Origin of the sequence: Nostoc sp. NMS8 (assembly GCF_017115045.1) — a bacterium.
GTDB lineage: Bacteria > Cyanobacteriota > Cyanobacteriia > Cyanobacteriales > Nostocaceae > Nostoc.
In genome coordinates this window covers 175,724-194,504 of record NZ_JABXKK010000090.1, presented here as the reverse complement: position 1 = coordinate 194,504, position 18,781 = coordinate 175,724, and the positions used below count along the sequence as shown (strand labels likewise).

Here is an 18,781-nt window from a genome sequence, read left to right as displayed (position 1 = left end):
ATGGCTCAATTTTCTGAATCAGCAGACGTGCCCGATATGGGGCGTCGTCAGTTCATGAATCTGCTCACTTTTGGGACTGTCACCGGAGTGGCTCTGGGTGCATTGTATCCCGTTGTCAAGTACTTTATTCCTCCCGCTACTGGTGGTGCCGGTGGCGGTGTAACGGCAAAAGACGAGCTAGGTAACGATGTTAGTGTCACTAAATTTCTAGAAAACCGGAATACAGGCGATCGCAACCTAGTCCAAGGGCTAAAGGGAGATCCTACTTATATTGTGGTAGACAGCAAAGAAGCGATCAAAGATTATGGCATTAACGCCATCTGCACCCACTTAGGTTGTGTAGTCCCCTGGAATGTTGCAGAGAACAAGTTTAAGTGTCCTTGTCATGGTTCCCAGTATGACGAAACTGGTAAGGTTGTTCGGGGCCCAGCACCCCTGTCTTTACCTTTAGCCCATACCAATGTAAAAGACGACAAAATCGTTTTGACCCCTTGGACTGAAACCGACTTCCGCACCGGCGACGCAGCTTGGTGGGCTTAATCATTTTGTCCTTAGTCCTTAGTCATTTGTCCTTTGTTTAAGGCTTAATGACTAATGACCAATGACTAATAACCAATGACTAATGACTAATTCAATCGTTGCCCTTATTAGAGATGAGAAATGTTTTCCTGACAGCGAGGTTAACTCGCAGCGCTAGAGCGATTGTAAAAACATTGCTCATAGCGATCGCTACTGTGACATTTTACTTCACCAGCGATCTAGCCCTTCCCCAGTCAGCTGCCGCCTATCCCTTTTGGGCACAGCAAACCTATCCCGAAACCCCCCGCGAACCAACCGGGCGGATTGTTTGTGCCAACTGTCACCTAGCAGCCAAGCCGGCAGAAGTGGAAGTTCCCCAATCGGTGCTACCTGACACTGTATTCAAAGCTGTGGTGAAAATTCCCTACGATCTTAGCGCCCAGCAGGTTGGTGCCGATGGTTCTAAGGTTGGCTTGAACGTCGGTGCTGTACTGATGCTACCTGAAGGCTTTAAGATTGCTCCCGAAGATCGTCTTTCTGAAGAACTTAAAGAAGAAGTTGGCGACACTCCTTACCAATCCTACAGTGAAGACAAAGAAAACGTCGTCATCGTCGGCCCCTTACCAGGTGAACAGTATCAGGAAATCGTCTTCCCTGTTCTTTCTCCCAACCCCGCAACCGATAAAAACATCCACTTTGGTAAATATTCAGTTCACCTGGGTGCTAACCGAGGACGCGGACAAGTTTATCCCACTGGCGAAAAGAGCAATAACACTGTTTACAACGCTTCCGCTACTGGCACAATTACCAAGATTGCCAAAGAGGAAGATGAAGATGGTAACGTCAAATATCTAGTCAACATTCAACCTGAATCTGGTGATGTTGTCGTTGATACGATTCCTTTAGGGCCAGAATTGCTTGTTTCCGAAGGGCAAACAGTTAAGACTGGTGATGCTTTGACCAGCAACCCGAATGTCGGTGGATTCGGTCAACAAGATGCAGAAATCGTATTACAAGACGCCTCTAGAGTCAAATGGATGATTGCGTTCATCGCTCTTGTAATGTTAGCCCAAGTTATGCTTGTGCTGAAGAAGAAGCAGGTTGAAAAAGTCCAAGCTGCTGAGATGAATTTCTAAATTCTTTGCTAAATCATTACTTATGGGACAGGCATTTTGCCTGTCTTTTTTATATGTTATTTATACTAAGCCTAGAAATTTGGGGCTTAGGATTGCTATAGAAAATTTCCCTACTGGAGACACGACATGGATGGGACAGCCTTAGTTGTGGGCGCGAGCGGCATCATCGGCAGTAATCTTGCGAGAGAACTGATCGCGAATGGATGGACGACCTATGGGTTGGCCCGAAATCTTAAAAAAGGGGTGGCAGGGTTACGCCCTGTTACTGCCGATCTGCTCGATCTAGCTAGCCTGAAAACTGCGCTGTCAGACATTGCTCCAACGCACATCTTCATCACGACGTGGATGCGTAATGCGACTGAGGCTGAGAATGTCAGGGTCAACGGCACGATGGTTCGCAATCTGCTGGATGTTCTGTCACCGAAGGACTCAGTGCAGCACGTCGCCCTCGTCACCGGCCTCAAGCACTATCTCGGGCCATTCGATGCATACGCTAGAGGCGGATCGCTGCCAGAAACTCCATTGCGCGAGGAGCAGCCCCGGCTCGACATCGAAAATTTCTATTATGCTCAGGAAGATGAGGTCTATGCCGCCGCCGCCCGTGACGGTTTCACCTGGAGCATTCATCGCCCTCACACTGTCATTGGAAAGGCGGTCGGCAATTTGATGAACCTCGGCACGACGCTGGCCGTGTATGCTGCGATCTGCAAGGAAACCGGGCGCCCGTTCCGCTGGCCAGGTTCGGAAGCGCAGTGGAAGGGCATCTCCGACATAACCGACGCACGGGTGCTGGCGAAGCACCTAGTCTGGGCGGCGAAGACCGAAGCGGCCCACAACGAGGCGTTTAACGTCGTCAATGGCGACATCTTTCGCTGGATATGGTTGTGGGGGCGGCTTGCTGACTGGTTCGGCATCGATCCCATCGGCTTCGACGGCACAATCCACCCGCTCGAAGTCGAAATGGCGAATGAAGGTGCTGTCTGGCGCGAGATCGCAAAGCAGCATGACCTCGCCGAGCCGGATCTGAGCCGTCTATCGTCTGCATGGCACACCGATCTCGATCTTGGGCGTCCGATTGAAGTCATGACTGACATGTCGAAGAGCCGCAAACTCGGCTTCTCCATATACCAGAAAACGGACGAGTCATTTTTTGACCTGTTCGAGCAACTACGCGCAGATCAGTTGATTCCGTAGAACCTCGGTGGATGGCACTGGTAGTAGAGACGTAGGTTGGGTTGCGCTCCGCTCCACCCAACCTATATCAGTATGTTGGCTTTGGCAAAGCCTCCAACGCTACTTGCTACAAAGCGGGGAGCCCGCGCAACGCAGTGCATTGGTGTCAACTTAAGCTGAAACTCCTTTAAAACCTCGTTTCCAGCCGGACGCTAGAAATGCTGCTCCTGGTGTCTCTGCCGCCAGTAAAGAGAGGCGGAGCCTCAAAGACAAGCATTCCCAGTCGGAGACTGGGAACGAGGCAATCTAAAAGCTAGTTCTAGACTTGCTTTCACGTTAAGTTGACACCAATGAACGCAGTGGCTCCCCAACCTACAACTTTTTTGCTAGCTTCCCTCTCCTTTATAAGGAGAGGGACTGAGGGTGAGGTAAACCAGGGACATAAATTGTATGTTATTTAATTCTTATTTCTTAGTTACACAAAGCCTGTAACTTTGGGACTTATACCAATTGCTGTACCTCTACCAATGTATTTGTATCATTATTAAAGTGAAACGGTATTAACTGCGAGTAAACTTTATGAACTCAATCATGGTTATTCATCCCTATAAATTCAGTGTGAATTCTCCTTAAGGGCTTTTTCTCTATTGATTTAGATAAGGGTAACATTTGTCAATATTTTTCTCTTCTATCGACTAATGTAGCTAAACAAACTAGGCTGTGATTGGTTTATTATTCTCAGCTTTAGTTCTAATCATGATCAAAAAGACTACTCTAGATCCTCTAGTGAGCGATGTTCGGTGTGCAGAAATTTGTCAGATTTTGGGAGAGACTTACAACCAGGAACGCTGGAACGATTGGCGTTGGCAAATGCGGCATCGGTTGACTAAGCTGGAACACTTTCAGCGGTTACTAAAGCTGAGTGCTACCGAAGAACAGGGACTTTTAATCGCACCAGAAAAGTTTGCTGTCGCCGTAACACCATACTTTGCATCACTACTCGATCCAGAAGATCCCCTGTGCCCACTACGGTTACAAGTGATACCACGGCAAGAAGAACTAATCGTCAGTACAGCAGACATGGTAGATCCATGCGGTGAAGACAACGACACCCCAGTACCAGGACTTGTACACCGTTACCCCGATCGCGTGTTGCTCCTTGCCTTAGATACATGCGCTGCTTATTGTCGTTACTGCACCCGCTCTCGTTTGGTGAGCCAAGGTGAGATGTACCCAGTAACGCGGCGCTTGGATGCGATCGCCACTTACTTAGAAGAACACACCGAAATCCGTGATGTGCTAATTTCTGGTGGCGATCCTTTGTTGATGTCTGATGAACCTTTAGACAATTTGCTTGGGCGACTGCGTGCTATTAAGCACATTGAATTTATCAGAATTGGTTCTCGTGTGCCGAGTTTTTTGCCGCAGCGAATTACACCAGAACTGGTTGCCTTGCTTCGGAAACATCGTGTGTGGCTGTCTTTGCATTTTTGTCATGTGCGGGAACTTACCCCAGAAGTGGCACAAGCTTGCGATCGCCTCGCTGATGGTGGCATTCCTCTAGGCAGTCAAACCGTGCTGTTAAAAGGTGTGAATGATTCTGAAAAAGCCCTCAAAAATCTATTTCACGGTCTTCTCAAGCTGCGTGTGCGTCCCTATTATCTTTACCAATGCGACCCAGTTGTTGGCACTGCACATCTGCGAACAAGTGTTCAAACCGGACTGGATTTAATTTCTCAATTGCGCGGTCATACTACTGGGTACGCTGTACCAACCTATGTAATTGATGCTCCTGGTGGTGGTGGCAAAGTCCCCATTCAAGCCGAGACTCTACTTGCTTATGAGAAAGGCACAGCTACAGTGCAAAATTGGGCAGGTAAGAAGTACACATATATAGATCCAGTAGAGCAGGGATAACACTATATATTTGTATATGAGTTGATCGCCATGATCTAAAAGGGACAGTTGAAATGATTCTTTTAGATTATGGCAAAGTAATAAACTAAATAATCTTAGGAGATTAGTTGGAATGTTAATTGTTGCTAATACAAACATCAAAGGTCGAGGTGTCTTCGCACAGAAGCGCTTTTTAAAAGGAGAACTCATTGAAAGAGCGCCAGTACTTGTTATACCCTCAGAAGAGGTTAAATTGCTCGATCAAACAATTTTGGGTAACTATTACTACGATTGGGAAGATAAAGCAGCAGCCTTCGCCTTTGGTTTAGTGTCCCTGATTAATCATTCTTACTATCCCAATACTTATTATGTGAAAAAATTTGCTGAACGAGAAGTAGAGTATATTGCCTACCGAGATATCGAAGTAGGAGAAGAAATGACTGCCAACTACAACGGTTCCCCTGACGATAAATCTCCTATATGGTTTGATGTTGTTGATGAGCTATCTTCAACTCAATTGAAGAATTAGTAGTTGAAATTATTTTAATTAAGATACCTGATTTGTACATTCAAGCTAACAAAAAAAGCTTTTTCATTGAGAATTATGGGGCTATGGCACAGCCCTTTCAACATGGACAAATGAACTACTAAGACAAAGGCTAAAACCCGCTCCCAATATAGTCAACAATCTCAGGTGCGTTAGCCTACGGCATAACACACCCTACAGCTAGGAATGCCATCCTAAAGGCTCTGCCGCCAGGAGCAACATTTTAGCCTTGACACGCCAGTAGGATGCACTCATTTGATAGTGAATATGCGTCTATTTATTGAGTGTAAATCAGTTTTAAATCCATAATAAACTTACCCAAGTTTTTATACCAACAATTCCATCAGCCTGTAATTTCTTAGATGTTTGAAAACTAACAACTGCATTTTTAACTGACTCAGAAAAATGGCCATCAATGGCATCAGTATATAATCCAATATCTTTTAATTGCTGTTGTAATTGTTTTACTCTTAGCCCAGAATCTCCTAGCTGCAATCCATTAAATCTATTCAAATCGGCTCGACCACTAACACCAGTTACACCAGATATATCACCTTCATATTGATGAATTAAGTATTGCCCCTGCCAAGCACTAGGAATACTTGGGTTTTTGACTCCGTAGTGGGCAATCCATAACGGATAACTAGCAAAATCTGATGGATTACCTATTTCTGACCAGAAACTAGGGAAGGTATAAATAATTGGTTTGATTGGTTTTTTTGTTTGTTGTAAAAGGGCTTTTTCTACCTCTGCTAACCACAGCTTTGCTGCACTAATTACTGCTTGGCTACTTACTTTATCAGTTATCTCTACATCCAGAACTGGTGGTAAGTCTCCTGATTCTAATTTGCCCAATGTTTTTAAGAATTCCTTCGCTTGCTGAACTGGGTCAGATGTATGGGGATGAAAGAAATGATAAGCACCCCGAATAATACCAGCAGCTTTCGTGGTCTGCCAGTGATGAGCAAAAGCAGAGTCTTTTATGCTAGCTCCTTCTGTAGCTTTGACAAAGGCAAAAGTTTTACCAGAGTTTTTTACTGCTGTCCAATCTACTCTGCCGTCTTGATCGGCAACATCAATTCCTTCCATAGAATTTTTTAACCTTTGTGATTAGTACAATAGTGAACTTATCAGAGGCTTTGATTAAATTTATGCTTTTTCTGGGTATTTGAGTAAATTACAGAAATTTATTAGGGTTGAGTGGCAACAGAACGTACTGGAGTCACTCTAACTTTGCCTGTACAAGGCTTGATTTCTTCTGCAAGGGTAAGGTTTTGGGAGGTATTCGGAGGCGTGATTTCGATTTTACTAGATATTGGGCAGCGTTCCTGTGGGGAACTAACATGGTTATATGCTATCTGAAATGAGGCTTGTTTTCCAGGAGCTAGAGTTACTTGTTGTCGAGGTTGCTTACTCGAAAAGTAAGTACCCTTCGAGCGAATAACTTTAATTCCCTGTAAGGGTTGATCTTTTACATCCAGTAGTGCCAATCCTGGATAACCGTTGAGGGTGCAAGGAGATGAGCCGTTATTGGTGAAGGCGTAGGTGAGTGCAACATTCCCAACGCCAGCATCTTCGGAGACTCGGCGCACTGACAATTGACTAGTTTCACAGCGCGTCGGATTTGTGGCAATAGTGGCTTCAGGGGTGGAATGCTCTATAGGTTTTGCAGTCTGTGTAGGTGTTGAAGACAACACAGCTTCTTTTGTTGGTTGTTCGGTGCTTGCTGGCAAGGCTTGCGGCTGTTTTGTAACAGAGGAAGAACCGACACAGCCAGTTGTCAACGCAGTTAGGAGTAACAACATACTGCTTTGGACAATTAGAATTCGCATATCTTTTTTTGTAGTGAACTACTTACACTGATGCTTATATACAGTATAAGTTTCCAATTTCACAAGGGTTATATACGTCCGCTCCAATCACTTGTTCTGCTGCATCATTACATAACGAATTCAACAGCTTATCCATCTTTTCGGGCAACGTGAACAGCAGAAAGAAACGAGAGATTTACACTGTCTCCAAAGTTCCTCAGGTTTTCCCGCAATCCTGCAAATAGCAACTCCTTCGCCTTTGGCTCCAGTCTGCTCATGGTACTTAATAGCTTAAGGTAGTCATCGATGCTGTATGTCACCTCACACGCAATTTGCTCAGTCACCAACTCCTTAAAGTAACCAGAGTCTAGAATGTCTTCTTCAAACCCTCTCAAAATTTCCGCTTGAGTTTCTGCACCTTCATACCGGACAAGTGAGGGAGCATAGGCTTGATATACTTCAAAGATGGCTTGGTAAACTTCGTATTTCAGTTCAGGTCTCAGATTCCATAGCAGGATGAGAAACTCGTTCTCGTGTAATGCCGTCGCTGCCTTGGCATACCGAATTTCTGACGGTATCCAGTGAAAGGCATTAGCAGATAGAACGGCATTGAACTGTTTTGCTTCCAGTTCCCACTCCTCAAATGAGGTGTTATGGATTGCAACGTTTGAATAGGTTGCACAGTTGCGTTGTGCCAAGTGATAAAAATCCTGGTTTGGCTCAATACACGTCATTGAAAAACCAAATTGAGCAAAAGCTACCGTGGCATTTCCTGGACCACAACCGACTTCAAGAATCGATGCATCTGAGTCAAGTTGGGCTAAAACAACAGACCGCTCGATCAGTTGCTTTGGATATTGTGGTCTGGCGTTGTAATAAATATCAGCAACGGGAGAATACCAATTTTTTCGCTGTTCTAAATCTATAGAACCTCTGGCATTTATTTCTTGTTTATAGTCTTGCATAAGGTAGTTTTATCAACTTTTGAGTCCAACTTCGTTTTTATGTTAAACTGAATTAAATATTATCTGTTGCTTCAATCAAAGCACTACGAATTCCTGGTTCACTCATCGAATGTCCGGCATCAGGAACCACTATAAATTCGGCTTCTGGCCAAGCGCTATGTAATTCCCAAGCTGAGATCATTGGGCAGACTATATCATAGCGTCCCTGAACAATTACAGCCGGAATATGGCGGATACGGTCTACATTTAAGAGTAATTGATCTTCTGTTTCTAAAAATCCCTTATTCATAAAATAATGGCATTCAATCCGTGCGAAAGCTGAAGCAAATTCACTTTCGCCAAACTTTTGCATCAGTTCTGGGTCTAAGAATAGTCTACTGGTACTGCCTTCCCAAATTGACCAAGCACGCGCTGCTGTTAATTGAATTTCTAAATCTGGACTGGTTAAGCGTTTGTAATATCCTGCGATCAGATCGTCACGTTCGTCTATGGGAATTGGTTTGAGATATTCTTCCCAAGCATCAGGAAAAATATAGCTAGTACCCTCTTGGTAAAACCAGCGCAACTCTTTTTGCCTCAGCATGAAGATTCCACGCAGAATTAATGCCGTGCAGCGAGAAGGATGGGTTTGACTGTAGGCTAATGATAAAGTGCTACCCCAACTACCACCAAAAACCGCCCACTTTTCTATACCTAAATGTTGGCGCAGTTTTTCAATATCACTGACTAAATCCCAAGTGGTGTTTTCTCGTAATTCAGCATGGGGTGTACTTTGACCACAACCGCGCTGGTCAAACATCACTAACCGCCATTTTTCTGGGTGGAAATATTGCCGATAAAAAGCTGGACATCCACCACCAGGGCCCCCATGCAGCAAAACGATGGGTTGACCTTGGGGGTTTCCTGACTCTTCAAAATGAATGGTATGAAGGTCGGAAACCTGTAAGCTACCTTCTAAGTAAGGCTCGATCGCTGGGTAAAGTTCTCGCATTTTGGATATTCTATCAGTAATATTGTTGTCGCGATCGCTTGTCTCTACCGCTAGTGGTCTGTCCCATTAATTATGACTGTTAGAGAGACGCGATAAATCGCCGTCTCTACAGGTAATTTATCCAATTATTTACAGGACTTAGGCAAACAATAGCCGAAAAGAGTGATTTTCTGGTAGGGGCAATTTATGAATTGCCCCTATACCGTGTGGTTTTGCATAAGTCCTAATTTATTGACAGACTACTAGCTACACCTACGCATTTTTGTAAAATTTTGAAGAGAGTATGTAGTTTTGCTGTAGTCGAACATTCCAGCGATCAACTAAGGATAGAATCACTATACAGATTTATTAGTGCTGTTATTAGCACGTAATTGTTAATTTGTAAAGTATTTAGCTCATAATAATTACGAATTATTTAAGAGGAGTCGTTGATGAGTACACAACAGCTAGAGCAAGTAAAGCAATTGCAAGCCATTGTGAACAAAATGGAAGTAACGCTGGGTGCGATCGCTGATGCTGTAGTCTGGGTAGGAGAAGACCGACTCATTCAATGGTGTAATTCTAGCTTTGAGTCTCTGGTAAACCAACCTCACAGCAATGTTTGTGGTGTAAAGTTAACTGACTTACTACCTCTCACACAAGTAGGACAACCAGTTGCTTTACCCTGTTATCCTGATATACAGGTTCTCAATGGAGAGTATGAAACAACAAATTATCAGTTGCAGCAAGATGAGCAAATAACGCTACAAATTTCCGGTAGCTGTACTGAATTGACTGGCGATCGCTGTGCAATACTAGTAATTCGAGATATCACGCTGACTCAACAAACTCAAGAGTCTTTGCAAGAGATTGAGGAGCGGTTGCAGACATTAATTAACGCTACACCCGATATTATCTGTTTAAAAGACGGCGAGGGAAAATGGCTGCTGTCAAACCAGGCTAACCTCGAATTTTTAGAGCTACAAGGCGTTGATTATCAAGGTAAAACAGACTCAGAATTAGCAGAATTTAGCAATTTTTATCATGATGCTTTGCTCAACTGCAATCAAACAGATGAACAAGCTTGGCAATTGGGATGTGTGCATCGGGTAGAAGAGGCTATCTCTCGCCCTGATGGGACAATGAGCAGTTTAGATATGATTAAAGCTCCCCTATTTCACCAAGATGGTAAACGCAAAGCTTTGGTAGTTTTAGGACGGGATCTTAGCGAACGCAAACAAACCCAAGTAGCTTTAGAAAATTCTCTATCTTTATTAAGCGCGATCTTTGAATCGATTCAAGACGGTATCTTAGTAGTCGATAGCTCAAGTAATATCACTAGTTATAACCAAAAGTTCTTAGAAATGTGGTCAATTCCACCAGAACTTTTGACAGAACCAGATCATCCTCAGCGACTAGGATATCTGGCAAACCAGCTAAAAGATCCTGATGTTTTTTTGCAACGAGTCCGAGAATTATACTCACAGCCAGAATTAGTTAGTTACGACTGGTTAGAACTAGAAGATGGCAGAGTATTTGAGCGCTACTCTTGTCCTCAGCGCATCGGCGAACAGATAATTGGTAGAGTGTGGAGTTTCCGCGACATCACCCAGCGCCAAAGGGCAGAAGTAGCACTGCGACAAAGCGAATTACAATACCGCAGTATTTTTGAAGCAATTAATGATGGACTATTTATTACTGAAATAGAGACTGAAAAAGTCACCGAAGTTAATCCGGCGGCTTGTCAAATGCACGGTTACTCTTATGAAGAATTTCTGAGTTTACATCCATCTGTTTATATTCATCCAGACTCACATTCCGTCTTCCTGGAGTTTGTCGAAAAAACACGAGCTGGTGAGCAATTTTATGGGCAAGCAGTTGATATCTGCAAAGATGGCACTTTAATAAATGTGGAAGTCAAAGGAACAACTTGCATCTACAATGGCAAGCGACACATTTTGGCAATAGTGCGGGATATTACGGCTCGTAAACGCACCGAGGAAGCGTTACGCCAAAGCGAAGCCCAGTACCGCGATTTGGTGCAAACAGCAAACTGTATAATTTTGCGTTGGGATGGCAATGGTGACATCATATTTTTAAATGACTACGGTCAAAGGCTTTTTAGTTTTGATTTAGATGAAATTATCGGACGTAATGTTATTGGCACAATTGTTCCAGAAACCGAAACTTCTGGGCGCGATTTGCAGACATTAATGGTTGATATTTGTCAGCACCCAGAAAACTATCTATTTAACGAAAACGAAAATTTATGTAAAAATGGCGATCGCGTCTGGATAGTCTGGGCTAATAAACCCATTTTAGATGCCCAAGGAAACTTGATCGAAATACTTTCAGTCGGCACTGATGCCACAGAACGCAAACAGCAAGAGCAAGCTTTACGCTTAATTGTTGAGGGTACAGCAGCGAAAACAGGCAATGAATTTTTCAATTCCTGCGTTCGTTACCTTGCTGAAGTATTACAAGTTCAATATGCTCTAGTGACTGAGTTTGATGATGAGTTAAAAACGAGAGTCCGCACTTTGGCATTTTGGTCTTCAGGGGCTATTAACGATAACTTGGAGTATGAGTTGCAGGGTACTCCTTGCGAATACACCTTGCAAGGTAAAATGTGTCACTACCCTCAAGCAGTACAAATTACTTTCCCAGAAGATGCCGATTTAGTGAAGATGAATGCCGAAAGTTTTTTTGGCGTTCCCCTCACCAGTTCATCCGGCGAAATCATTGGACATCTAGCAGTGATTGATATCAAACCCATGAAGCCCGATCCGGGACGGGAACTGATTGTGAAAATTTTTGCCGCCCGTGCCGGTGCCGAATTGGAACGGAAACAAGCGGAAGCCGCCTTACAGCAAAGCGAGTTAAAGTTTCGCACCATCGTGGAAAAGGTCAACGATGTGCTATTTGTTCTCACTCCTGACGGGGTATTCAACTATATTTCTCCTAATATCTTGAATACCACCGGATATGCCCCCAGCGAAATAGAGGGTAATTCCTTGGCATTATTTACTCATCCCGATGATGTGCCAAAATGTCAAGAAGTCGCCCAAAGTATTCTGGCAACAGGTGAGGGAATTTCGGGGACTGAATACCGTGCTAAACATCGTAGTCGAGGATGGGTTTGGCTAACTAGTAACGCAGTTCGCACACAAGATGCCCAAGGTAATTTTCAGATTGTCGGTGTAGCTCGTGATATTAACGATCGCAAACAAGCAGAAGCAGCCCTGCAACGTCGTACTCAAGCCGAAAGTTTAATCAGCAGCATTTCTCGGCAATTTATTGACCAAGATTTAGCAACAGCAATTAATTTTACACTGCAAGCGATCGCTCAATTTATTGATGCTGAACACAGTTGCATCTTTGAATGCTCCCATGATCAACGTGAATTCAACCTGATCCATGAATGGTGTGGCGAAGATGTTGCACCATTAATTGATATTGCCAGAGGTTCGCCTGTAGATGTTTTCCCCTATTTCTACGAGCCGATTCTCCGTGGTAGGCATCGACAAATCTCTTGTGTGGAAGATTTACCCCTGCATTTACCTGAGCGAATACTTTTTGAAAGTATGTCGTTTCAGTCTATACTCGCTGTGCCAATGGTTCATGCTGGCAAAGTAGTTGGATTTGTTGGTGCAGCGATGATTCACTACTCAAAAACCTGGAACCAAGAAGATATTAATCTATTGAAACTGGTAGGTGAAATAATTGCGATCGGTCGAGCTAGACACCAGGCAGAAGAAGCGCTGAGAATTGCCAAAGAAGCCGCGGAAACTGCCAACCGAGCCAAAAGTGCTTTCCTCGCTAACATGAGTCACGAACTGCGTACCCCTTTGAATGCAATTCTGGGTTTTTCCCAATTAATGGAGCGAGACACTAGCCTTAACTCAAATCAGCGTGAATCATTAACTACCATTAACCGCAGTGGAGAACACTTACTCAACTTAATTAACGATGTCTTGGAAATGTCCAAAATTGAAGCTGGACAAATCATTTTCAACCCCGAAGACTTTGACCTATATCTGCTGTTGCAAACACTACAAGAAATGTTCAAAGTGCGGGCACAGGCAAAGCAATTGTTTCTTAAATTTGAAATGGCTCCTAACCTCCCCCGCTACATCCAAACAGATGAAGGTAAACTCCGTCAAGTTCTCATAAACCTTTTGGGTAATGCCGTCAAGTTTACTCAGACTGGGGGAGTAACGTTGTGGGTAAGCTTAGGGAGCAGGGAGCAGGGGGAAAATTCCTCTCCTCTGCCCCCCGCACCCTGCCCCTCTGCCTCTTCCCCATCCCTACACTTTGAAATCCGAGACACTGGACGGGGAATAGCACTAGAAGAAATGAATAACCTGTTTCAGCCTTTTGTTCAGACAACAAGTGGTATCCAAACTAAGGAAGGAACTGGACTCGGACTGACTATTAGCCGTCAATTTGTGCGATTACTGGGAGGCGATATTCACTTGACGAGTCAGATTGGGCAAGGATCTACTTTTAGTTTTGATATCCAAGTGAATTTAGCCGCAGCTTTAAAAGCTATACCAAAATTAAATAAGGGACGCGTACTCAAGCTGGCAGCAAACCAGCCATCTTACCGTATTCTCGTAGTTGATGACCGTAAAGAAAACCGCGATCTCATAGTGCAACTTCTTGGTAGCATTGGTTTTGAAATTCAGGCTGCGAATAATGGACAAGAAGCGATCGCAATTTGGCATACTTGGCAACCTCACTTAATTTGGATGGATATGCGGATGCCTGTAATGAATGGCTACGATGCAACCAAAGAAATTAGAGCCAGGGAAAAAAATACAACTACAAATCTCCGCACCGTAATTATTGCCCTAACTGCCAGTGCTTTTGAAGAACAACAGGCAAGTATCTTAGCCGCAGGTTGCAACGACTTGGTTCGTAAGCCATTTCGTGAGCAAGTGATTTTTGAAAAAATCGCTGAATATTTGCAGGTGCGTTATATATATGCAGAAGAGAACAGTGAAAATCTAACAAACAACAACCTAGAGAATATTCAATTTTCTATCGTGCATCTTCGCTCTGCAATTACCCTTATGCCTACCCAATGGGTAACAGAACTTAATCAAGCAGCTATTGAAGTCGATGCTGAAAGAATTTTTCAACTAATTGAGCAAATTCCACAAGCTCATTCTGTTTTGGCAGAAAAATTGGCAAATTTAGTCCGTAGCTTCTGCTTTGATGAAATTATCGATTTAACCGAGGAAAATATCCAATTATGAACAACAAAATTAAATTCTTGACTTTTGCCACCGTAATACTAACAATTTCTTCTCAAACTATCAGCATAGTTATAGCACAGGCGAAACTAACAAGCCAATCAAAGCTGTTTATCAACGGCATCGGCGCAGTACAAATCGGCATGACTGTCCCCCAAGCAACAAAAGCTGCTGGTATTAAACTAGTAGGTGATTCACCAAATAACAATTGCTATTATGTTAAGCCACAAAATGAACCGAAAAATCTTTTGTTCATGGTGACAAAAGGTCATATTTCTAGAGTAGATGTGCGCCAAAATACTCAGATTACAACCCTCAAAGGTGCAAAAATTGGCGACACTGAAGCGCGAATCAAGTCGCTTTACCCAGGACAAATTAAAGTCACACCTCATAAATACGTCCAAAACGGGCATTACCTAACTTTCATCCCCAAAGATCGCGCCGATCAAAACTACCGTGTAGTCTTTGAAACTGATGGTAAGCTTGTCACTCAGTTCCGAGCGGGTAAATTGCCAGAAGTCGAATATGTCGAAGGCTGTTCTTAATTTAACTATTTCAGCTTTTTAAAGGCAATTAGACAATCTTGAACCAAACGTCTACATAAGACAAGTGGCTGCGCCCAATTTTCAGTAAATAATCTGGTAAATAAAATGGCAAAAGAAATAGAGCGGAAATATTTAGTGAGAGGAGATAGCTGGAGAGGATTAGCTGAAGGTAGTGTATATCGTCAAGGATACATTGCCACACAAGATAAAGCGACTGTACGTATACGTATAATTGGAGAAAAAAGTTATTTGACCATTAAAGGCCCTAATATTAAATATTCAAGATTAGAGTTTGAGTATCCTATTCCTGTTGAAGATGCTCAAGAAATACTTGAGACATTATGCGAACGTCCCTTTATCGAAAAAATCAGGTATAAAATAGAGTCGGGTGGTTTAATTTGGGAAATAGATGAGTTTGATGGTGTTAATAAAGGATTGATCATAGCAGAAGTTGAACTCAGTGATGAAAATCAACAAATTGAACTACCAACCTGGATTGGACAAGAAGTTTCTGATGATTCCAGATATTTCAACAGCAATTTAGTAAAACACCCTTTTTCACAATGGTAATGGCTGAAATATCGAGAACATCCCGATTTTCCAAAAATATTTAACCAATATAATTAGTCGCTACACAAACATAGGCAAAGCCTTGCCACAAGGGTACATATATCGCAAGGTGTAGGGGCACAGTATGCCCATTAGTGTCAACTTAAGCTGAAACTCCTTTAATATCATGTCCGCTAAATCACTTACGATATGTCATTGCGAGCGCAACGAAGTAAAGCGAAGCAATCGCAAAGGTTTTGGGATTGCTTCACTACGCTAACGCTTCGTACCCTTCGGGTTCTCCGAAGGAGTACGCAATGACAAGTGTTTAGCCGGACATGATATAAAACCTCGTTTCCAGCCTCCGGCTGGAAATGCTGCTTTTGGTGGCTCTGCCGCCAGTAAGGGAGGCGGAGCCTCAACGACGAGCATTCCCAGTCGGAGACTGGGAACGAGGCAATCTAAGAGCTAGTTCTAGGCTAACTTTCACGTTAAGTTGACACCAATGAGCAGTCCCCTACGGGTGTACCTCACGTAAACGAGAATCGCTATTAATACGGTTCAGTTAACTGATATCTTGCACTCTTACACTGGAAGTCGCGGCTACACAGGCAAAAACCGCCTGCGCGGGTTGAAAACCTTGATTTTGCATTAGTCCGCGTAGGCGGACTTTGTTTGTATAGCCGCAATTTCTAATCGCTAGGGCTAGGTGCAAGACATGAGTTAAGGTTTTTTGATGGAAATTGTAGAGCCTAAAGATCCGATAAATCATTATAAAGATAAAGACGTGATACGCCGTCTTTACAAGGAAGGAATTTATTTATCCATCAATTATTTATTGATAGACTACTGTAGTAATTCACTTTCCCATTTAACATAATTCACTAATTATAAGTTCAGTAAAAATATTGATATGTAATTCAATTGATAAATTTACTACTGTATAAAATTATCAATTTTTAAAATAATTTGCTATTTATCCTACGGTAACTATATCGATGTATGAGTGTATTAAGTTAGTTAAAATACGGTAAACGTATCGATCTATGAGTGTTTGATTACAACAAAAGTCCGATAAAATCATCGACTTTTGAGGGATTTACTAATAATAATTAGCTCAAAATTACTAATTTAATTTAAATTTCAATATCCATTTTTATTCCTGGACAACTTGAAATCACGTGTTAGAATTACAGCAAAACCGCATAACAAATAGTTGGTAAGCTTAATTAACTTACTAACTTTAGAGACTGTAATAATTGCTTTACTCAGGCTTGATTATGGGTATTTTAAGCAAGGCTGAAATTATTGAGTCTTAGATAAAAAACATTGAGGTAAAAATATAAATTATGAAGTACGTAAATCGTTTTTTTAGTACTCTATTTGTTGTCAGCACTGGACTATATTTACTACCTCATTCGGTAGTCGATGCAGTTACCTTAAGCAATGGCACGATTGCCTTTGCCGAACCACCGCGTTTAGTTAGTGCCAGTACTCCATACCGCGATACAAGTATTCCCAATACGACGTACTATTTCACTCTGGAAGTGCCAGCGACAGCCGGGGAACCCTTGCAGCAGGTTACTTTTAACCAGATTCAAGGGGCTGAAGATATTGAATTCAATCAAAAAGATACTTTTGCTTTTGAAGGCACACGCAATCAAGAAGGTTCAAAGTTGGCACTCACAACCGTAAAAGGTAACGACAAACAGCAGACTATCACAGTAACCTTTGATACTCCTATAGCACCAGGTAAGACGGTTACTATTGGTCTGCAAACTTACGAAAATCCTTTTAATGATGGCGTCTATTTATTTGACGTTAAGGCTTTTCCCTCTGGTGAGAAAACTGCTGGCCAATCTCTCGGCATTGGACGCTTTCAATTTTATGGGCCTATGGGTACAGAGAATTAATTTGATTCGGGACTGGGGATTGGGAAAGAGTTTTCCTAATACCCAATACTTAGTCCCTTTTGTCTGACCTATTCGACGCAAAATCTGTTATTTTAAGCATTGGGGACAAGTATAATTCTTGTCCTTTATTTTTTTGAGAAGTTTTCGCCACAAACTAAACTCTCTTCAGGAGTAATGTCAATAAATTTTAATAACCTCTTGTTTTTTACCACAATCTATGCAAATCTCATAACTGTATACTACGGCATATTAGTCGGTTTACCGTAGATTCACAGTAAATTAGGTGGGTTATCCGATAAACTCAAAATTTAGTGCCAAGTAAACTTTTAGCGTCCATTACAAGGGTTCTTGAAAGCTATGTCTGAGCCACGCTACGGGATTTGGATTCCCGTTTACGGCAACTGCGGCGTAATGAACCATCCTCTTGAACCTCGTGATGCCAGTTATTCACGAGCTAAGGATCTTATCCAGTTGGCTGAACGGTGCGGGTTTACTACAACTTTGATCGCAGAACACATCATTAATCCCAGAAATCAACAACTAGATCAGCTGGAAACTTGGACAGCAGCAGCAGCTCTTGCCGAAGCCACAAATTCTATCGAAATTATTGCCGCTGTGAAGCCCTTACTTTTTCATCCAGCAATCTTAGCGAAGATGGCATTAGGTATTGATGCGATAAGTGGTGGGCGTTTTGCAATCAATTTAGTAAGTGCTTGGTTTAAGCCAGAAATGGAAAAATCAGGCATATCTTTTCTTCCCCACGATGAGCGTTACCGCTATTCCAATGAGTGGATCAGAGTAGTCAAGGCGCTGTGGAGTGGAGAAAGAGTTAACTTTCAAGGAGATTATTTTCAGATCAGCGATCTCAGCTTTAATCCTCCTCCCGTAGCTGATCCTCATCCACGCGTGTATGTGGGAGGTGAGTCAGAACCAGCGCAGGCATTAGCGGCAAAAGAGGCAGATGTATTTTTTCTCAATGGTCGTCCTATAGAAGTGATCCGAGAAACCATTGCTCAAGTTGCAAAACAGCCGCGCGATCGCTCTAAACCACTGGGCTTTGCAATGTCCGCATTTGCGATCGCTCGACCCACAGATGAAGAAGCCCAAGAAGAATATCACAACTTGCGAGCAATGGTAGTAGCACAAGACGATCGCTCAGAACTTCTCAAAGGAGTCGATTCCGAAGTGGTTATGTTCAAGAATTTGGCCAAGTACCCTGGCGTGGGAAGTAACGGTGGCACAGCTGCCGGCTTAGTTGGTAGCTATGACACCGTTGCTGGTCGCATTGCCGACTTTACCAGGGTGGGAATCGGCACCTTTATGCTGCAATTTCAGCCGTTCGCGACTGAGATGAGGCGTTTTTCTGAGGAGGTAATGCCACGAGTGCGATCGCTAGAACTGGTGGCAGGATAGGGACTGGGGATTGGGGACTGGGGACTGGGGAGATGAGGAAGAAGAATCAATAACCAATGCCCAATGCCCAATGCCCCATTCCCAAT

General features: G+C 43.1%; 14 protein-coding genes. 10 read left to right on the top strand and 4 right to left on the bottom strand.

The features are described 5' to 3' along the window. The 5 genes from petC (at window position 1) to HWQ39_RS19550 (ending at window position 5,253) form a co-directional block, all read left to right on the top strand. Window positions 1-540: a cytochrome b6-f complex iron-sulfur subunit gene (gene petC, locus HWQ39_RS19570; RefSeq protein ID WP_292848622.1), complete on the top strand. Its 540-nt coding sequence runs from the start codon at window positions 1-3 to the stop codon at window positions 538-540. A gap of 113 nt (window positions 541-653) precedes the next feature. After that, window positions 654-1,655: a cytochrome f gene (gene petA, locus HWQ39_RS19565; RefSeq protein ID WP_292848619.1), complete on the top strand. Its 1,002-nt coding sequence runs from the start codon at window positions 654-656 to the stop codon at window positions 1,653-1,655. A gap of 126 nt (window positions 1,656-1,781) precedes the next feature. Continuing rightward, window positions 1,782-2,849: an SDR family oxidoreductase gene (locus HWQ39_RS19560; RefSeq protein ID WP_292848616.1), complete on the top strand. Its 1,068-nt coding sequence runs from the start codon at window positions 1,782-1,784 to the stop codon at window positions 2,847-2,849. 735 nt (window positions 2,850-3,584) lie between these two features. Then, window positions 3,585-4,745: a KamA family radical SAM protein gene (locus HWQ39_RS19555; RefSeq protein WP_292848613.1), complete on the top strand. Its 1,161-nt coding sequence runs from the start codon at window positions 3,585-3,587 to the stop codon at window positions 4,743-4,745. Between the two features lie 112 nt (window positions 4,746-4,857). Beyond that, a complete protein-coding gene (locus tag HWQ39_RS19550) occupies window positions 4,858-5,253 on the top strand; it encodes an SET domain-containing protein (RefSeq protein WP_292848610.1) in 396 nt (131 codons plus the stop codon). Window positions 5,254-5,568: 315 nt separating this feature from the next. Here HWQ39_RS19550 and HWQ39_RS19545 read toward each other — a convergent pair whose 3' ends face one another. The 4 genes from HWQ39_RS19545 to pip all read right to left on the bottom strand — a co-directional run bounded on the left by HWQ39_RS19545 (window position 5,569) and on the right by pip (window position 9,038). Further along, entirely contained in the window at window positions 5,569-6,360 is a 792-nt protein-coding gene (locus HWQ39_RS19545; RefSeq protein ID WP_292848607.1) for a GH25 family lysozyme, read from the bottom strand. Between the two features lie 101 nt (window positions 6,361-6,461). Beyond that, window positions 6,462-7,103 (bottom strand): DUF4232 domain-containing protein, encoded by a 642-nt coding sequence (locus tag HWQ39_RS19540; protein ID WP_292848604.1) that lies wholly within the window; start codon window positions 7,101-7,103, stop codon window positions 6,462-6,464. A 128-nt stretch (window positions 7,104-7,231) separates the two neighbouring features. After that, window positions 7,232-8,047: a class I SAM-dependent methyltransferase gene (locus tag HWQ39_RS19535; RefSeq protein ID WP_292848601.1), complete on the bottom strand. Its 816-nt coding sequence runs from the start codon at window positions 8,045-8,047 to the stop codon at window positions 7,232-7,234. Window positions 8,048-8,099: 52 nt separating this feature from the next. Then, window positions 8,100-9,038, bottom strand: a complete 939-nt coding sequence (gene pip, locus HWQ39_RS19530) for a prolyl aminopeptidase (RefSeq protein WP_292848598.1) — start codon at window positions 9,036-9,038, stop codon at window positions 8,100-8,102. Between the two features lie 431 nt (window positions 9,039-9,469). On the opposite strand from pip, the gene HWQ39_RS19525 reads away from it, so the two are divergent. The 5 genes from HWQ39_RS19525 to HWQ39_RS19505 all read left to right on the top strand — a co-directional run bounded on the left by HWQ39_RS19525 (window position 9,470) and on the right by HWQ39_RS19505 (window position 18,695). Next, window positions 9,470-14,278 (top strand): PAS domain S-box protein, encoded by a 4,809-nt coding sequence (locus HWQ39_RS19525; protein ID WP_292848595.1) that lies wholly within the window; start codon window positions 9,470-9,472, stop codon window positions 14,276-14,278. Beyond that, window positions 14,275-14,820 carry a hypothetical protein gene (locus HWQ39_RS19520; RefSeq protein WP_292848592.1) on the top strand — a complete coding sequence of 182 codons (546 nt, stop codon included), beginning with the start codon at window positions 14,275-14,277 and terminating at the stop codon, window positions 14,818-14,820. The genes HWQ39_RS19525 and HWQ39_RS19520 overlap by 4 nt, the downstream gene beginning before the upstream one ends. Window positions 14,821-14,925: 105 nt before the next feature. Then, the gene (locus tag HWQ39_RS19515; protein WP_292848589.1) at window positions 14,926-15,390 is read left to right on the top strand and encodes a CYTH domain-containing protein; all 465 of its coding nucleotides are present in this window, start codon (window positions 14,926-14,928) and stop codon (window positions 15,388-15,390) included. 1,328 nt (window positions 15,391-16,718) lie between these two features. Then, a complete protein-coding gene (locus tag HWQ39_RS19510) occupies window positions 16,719-17,282 on the top strand; it encodes a DUF2808 domain-containing protein (RefSeq protein WP_292848586.1) in 564 nt (187 codons plus the stop codon). A 357-nt stretch (window positions 17,283-17,639) separates the two neighbouring features. Then, the gene (locus HWQ39_RS19505; RefSeq protein WP_292848583.1) at window positions 17,640-18,695 is read left to right on the top strand and encodes an LLM class flavin-dependent oxidoreductase; all 1,056 of its coding nucleotides are present in this window, start codon (window positions 17,640-17,642) and stop codon (window positions 18,693-18,695) included. The last annotated feature ends 86 nt before the right edge of the window (window positions 18,696-18,781 follow it).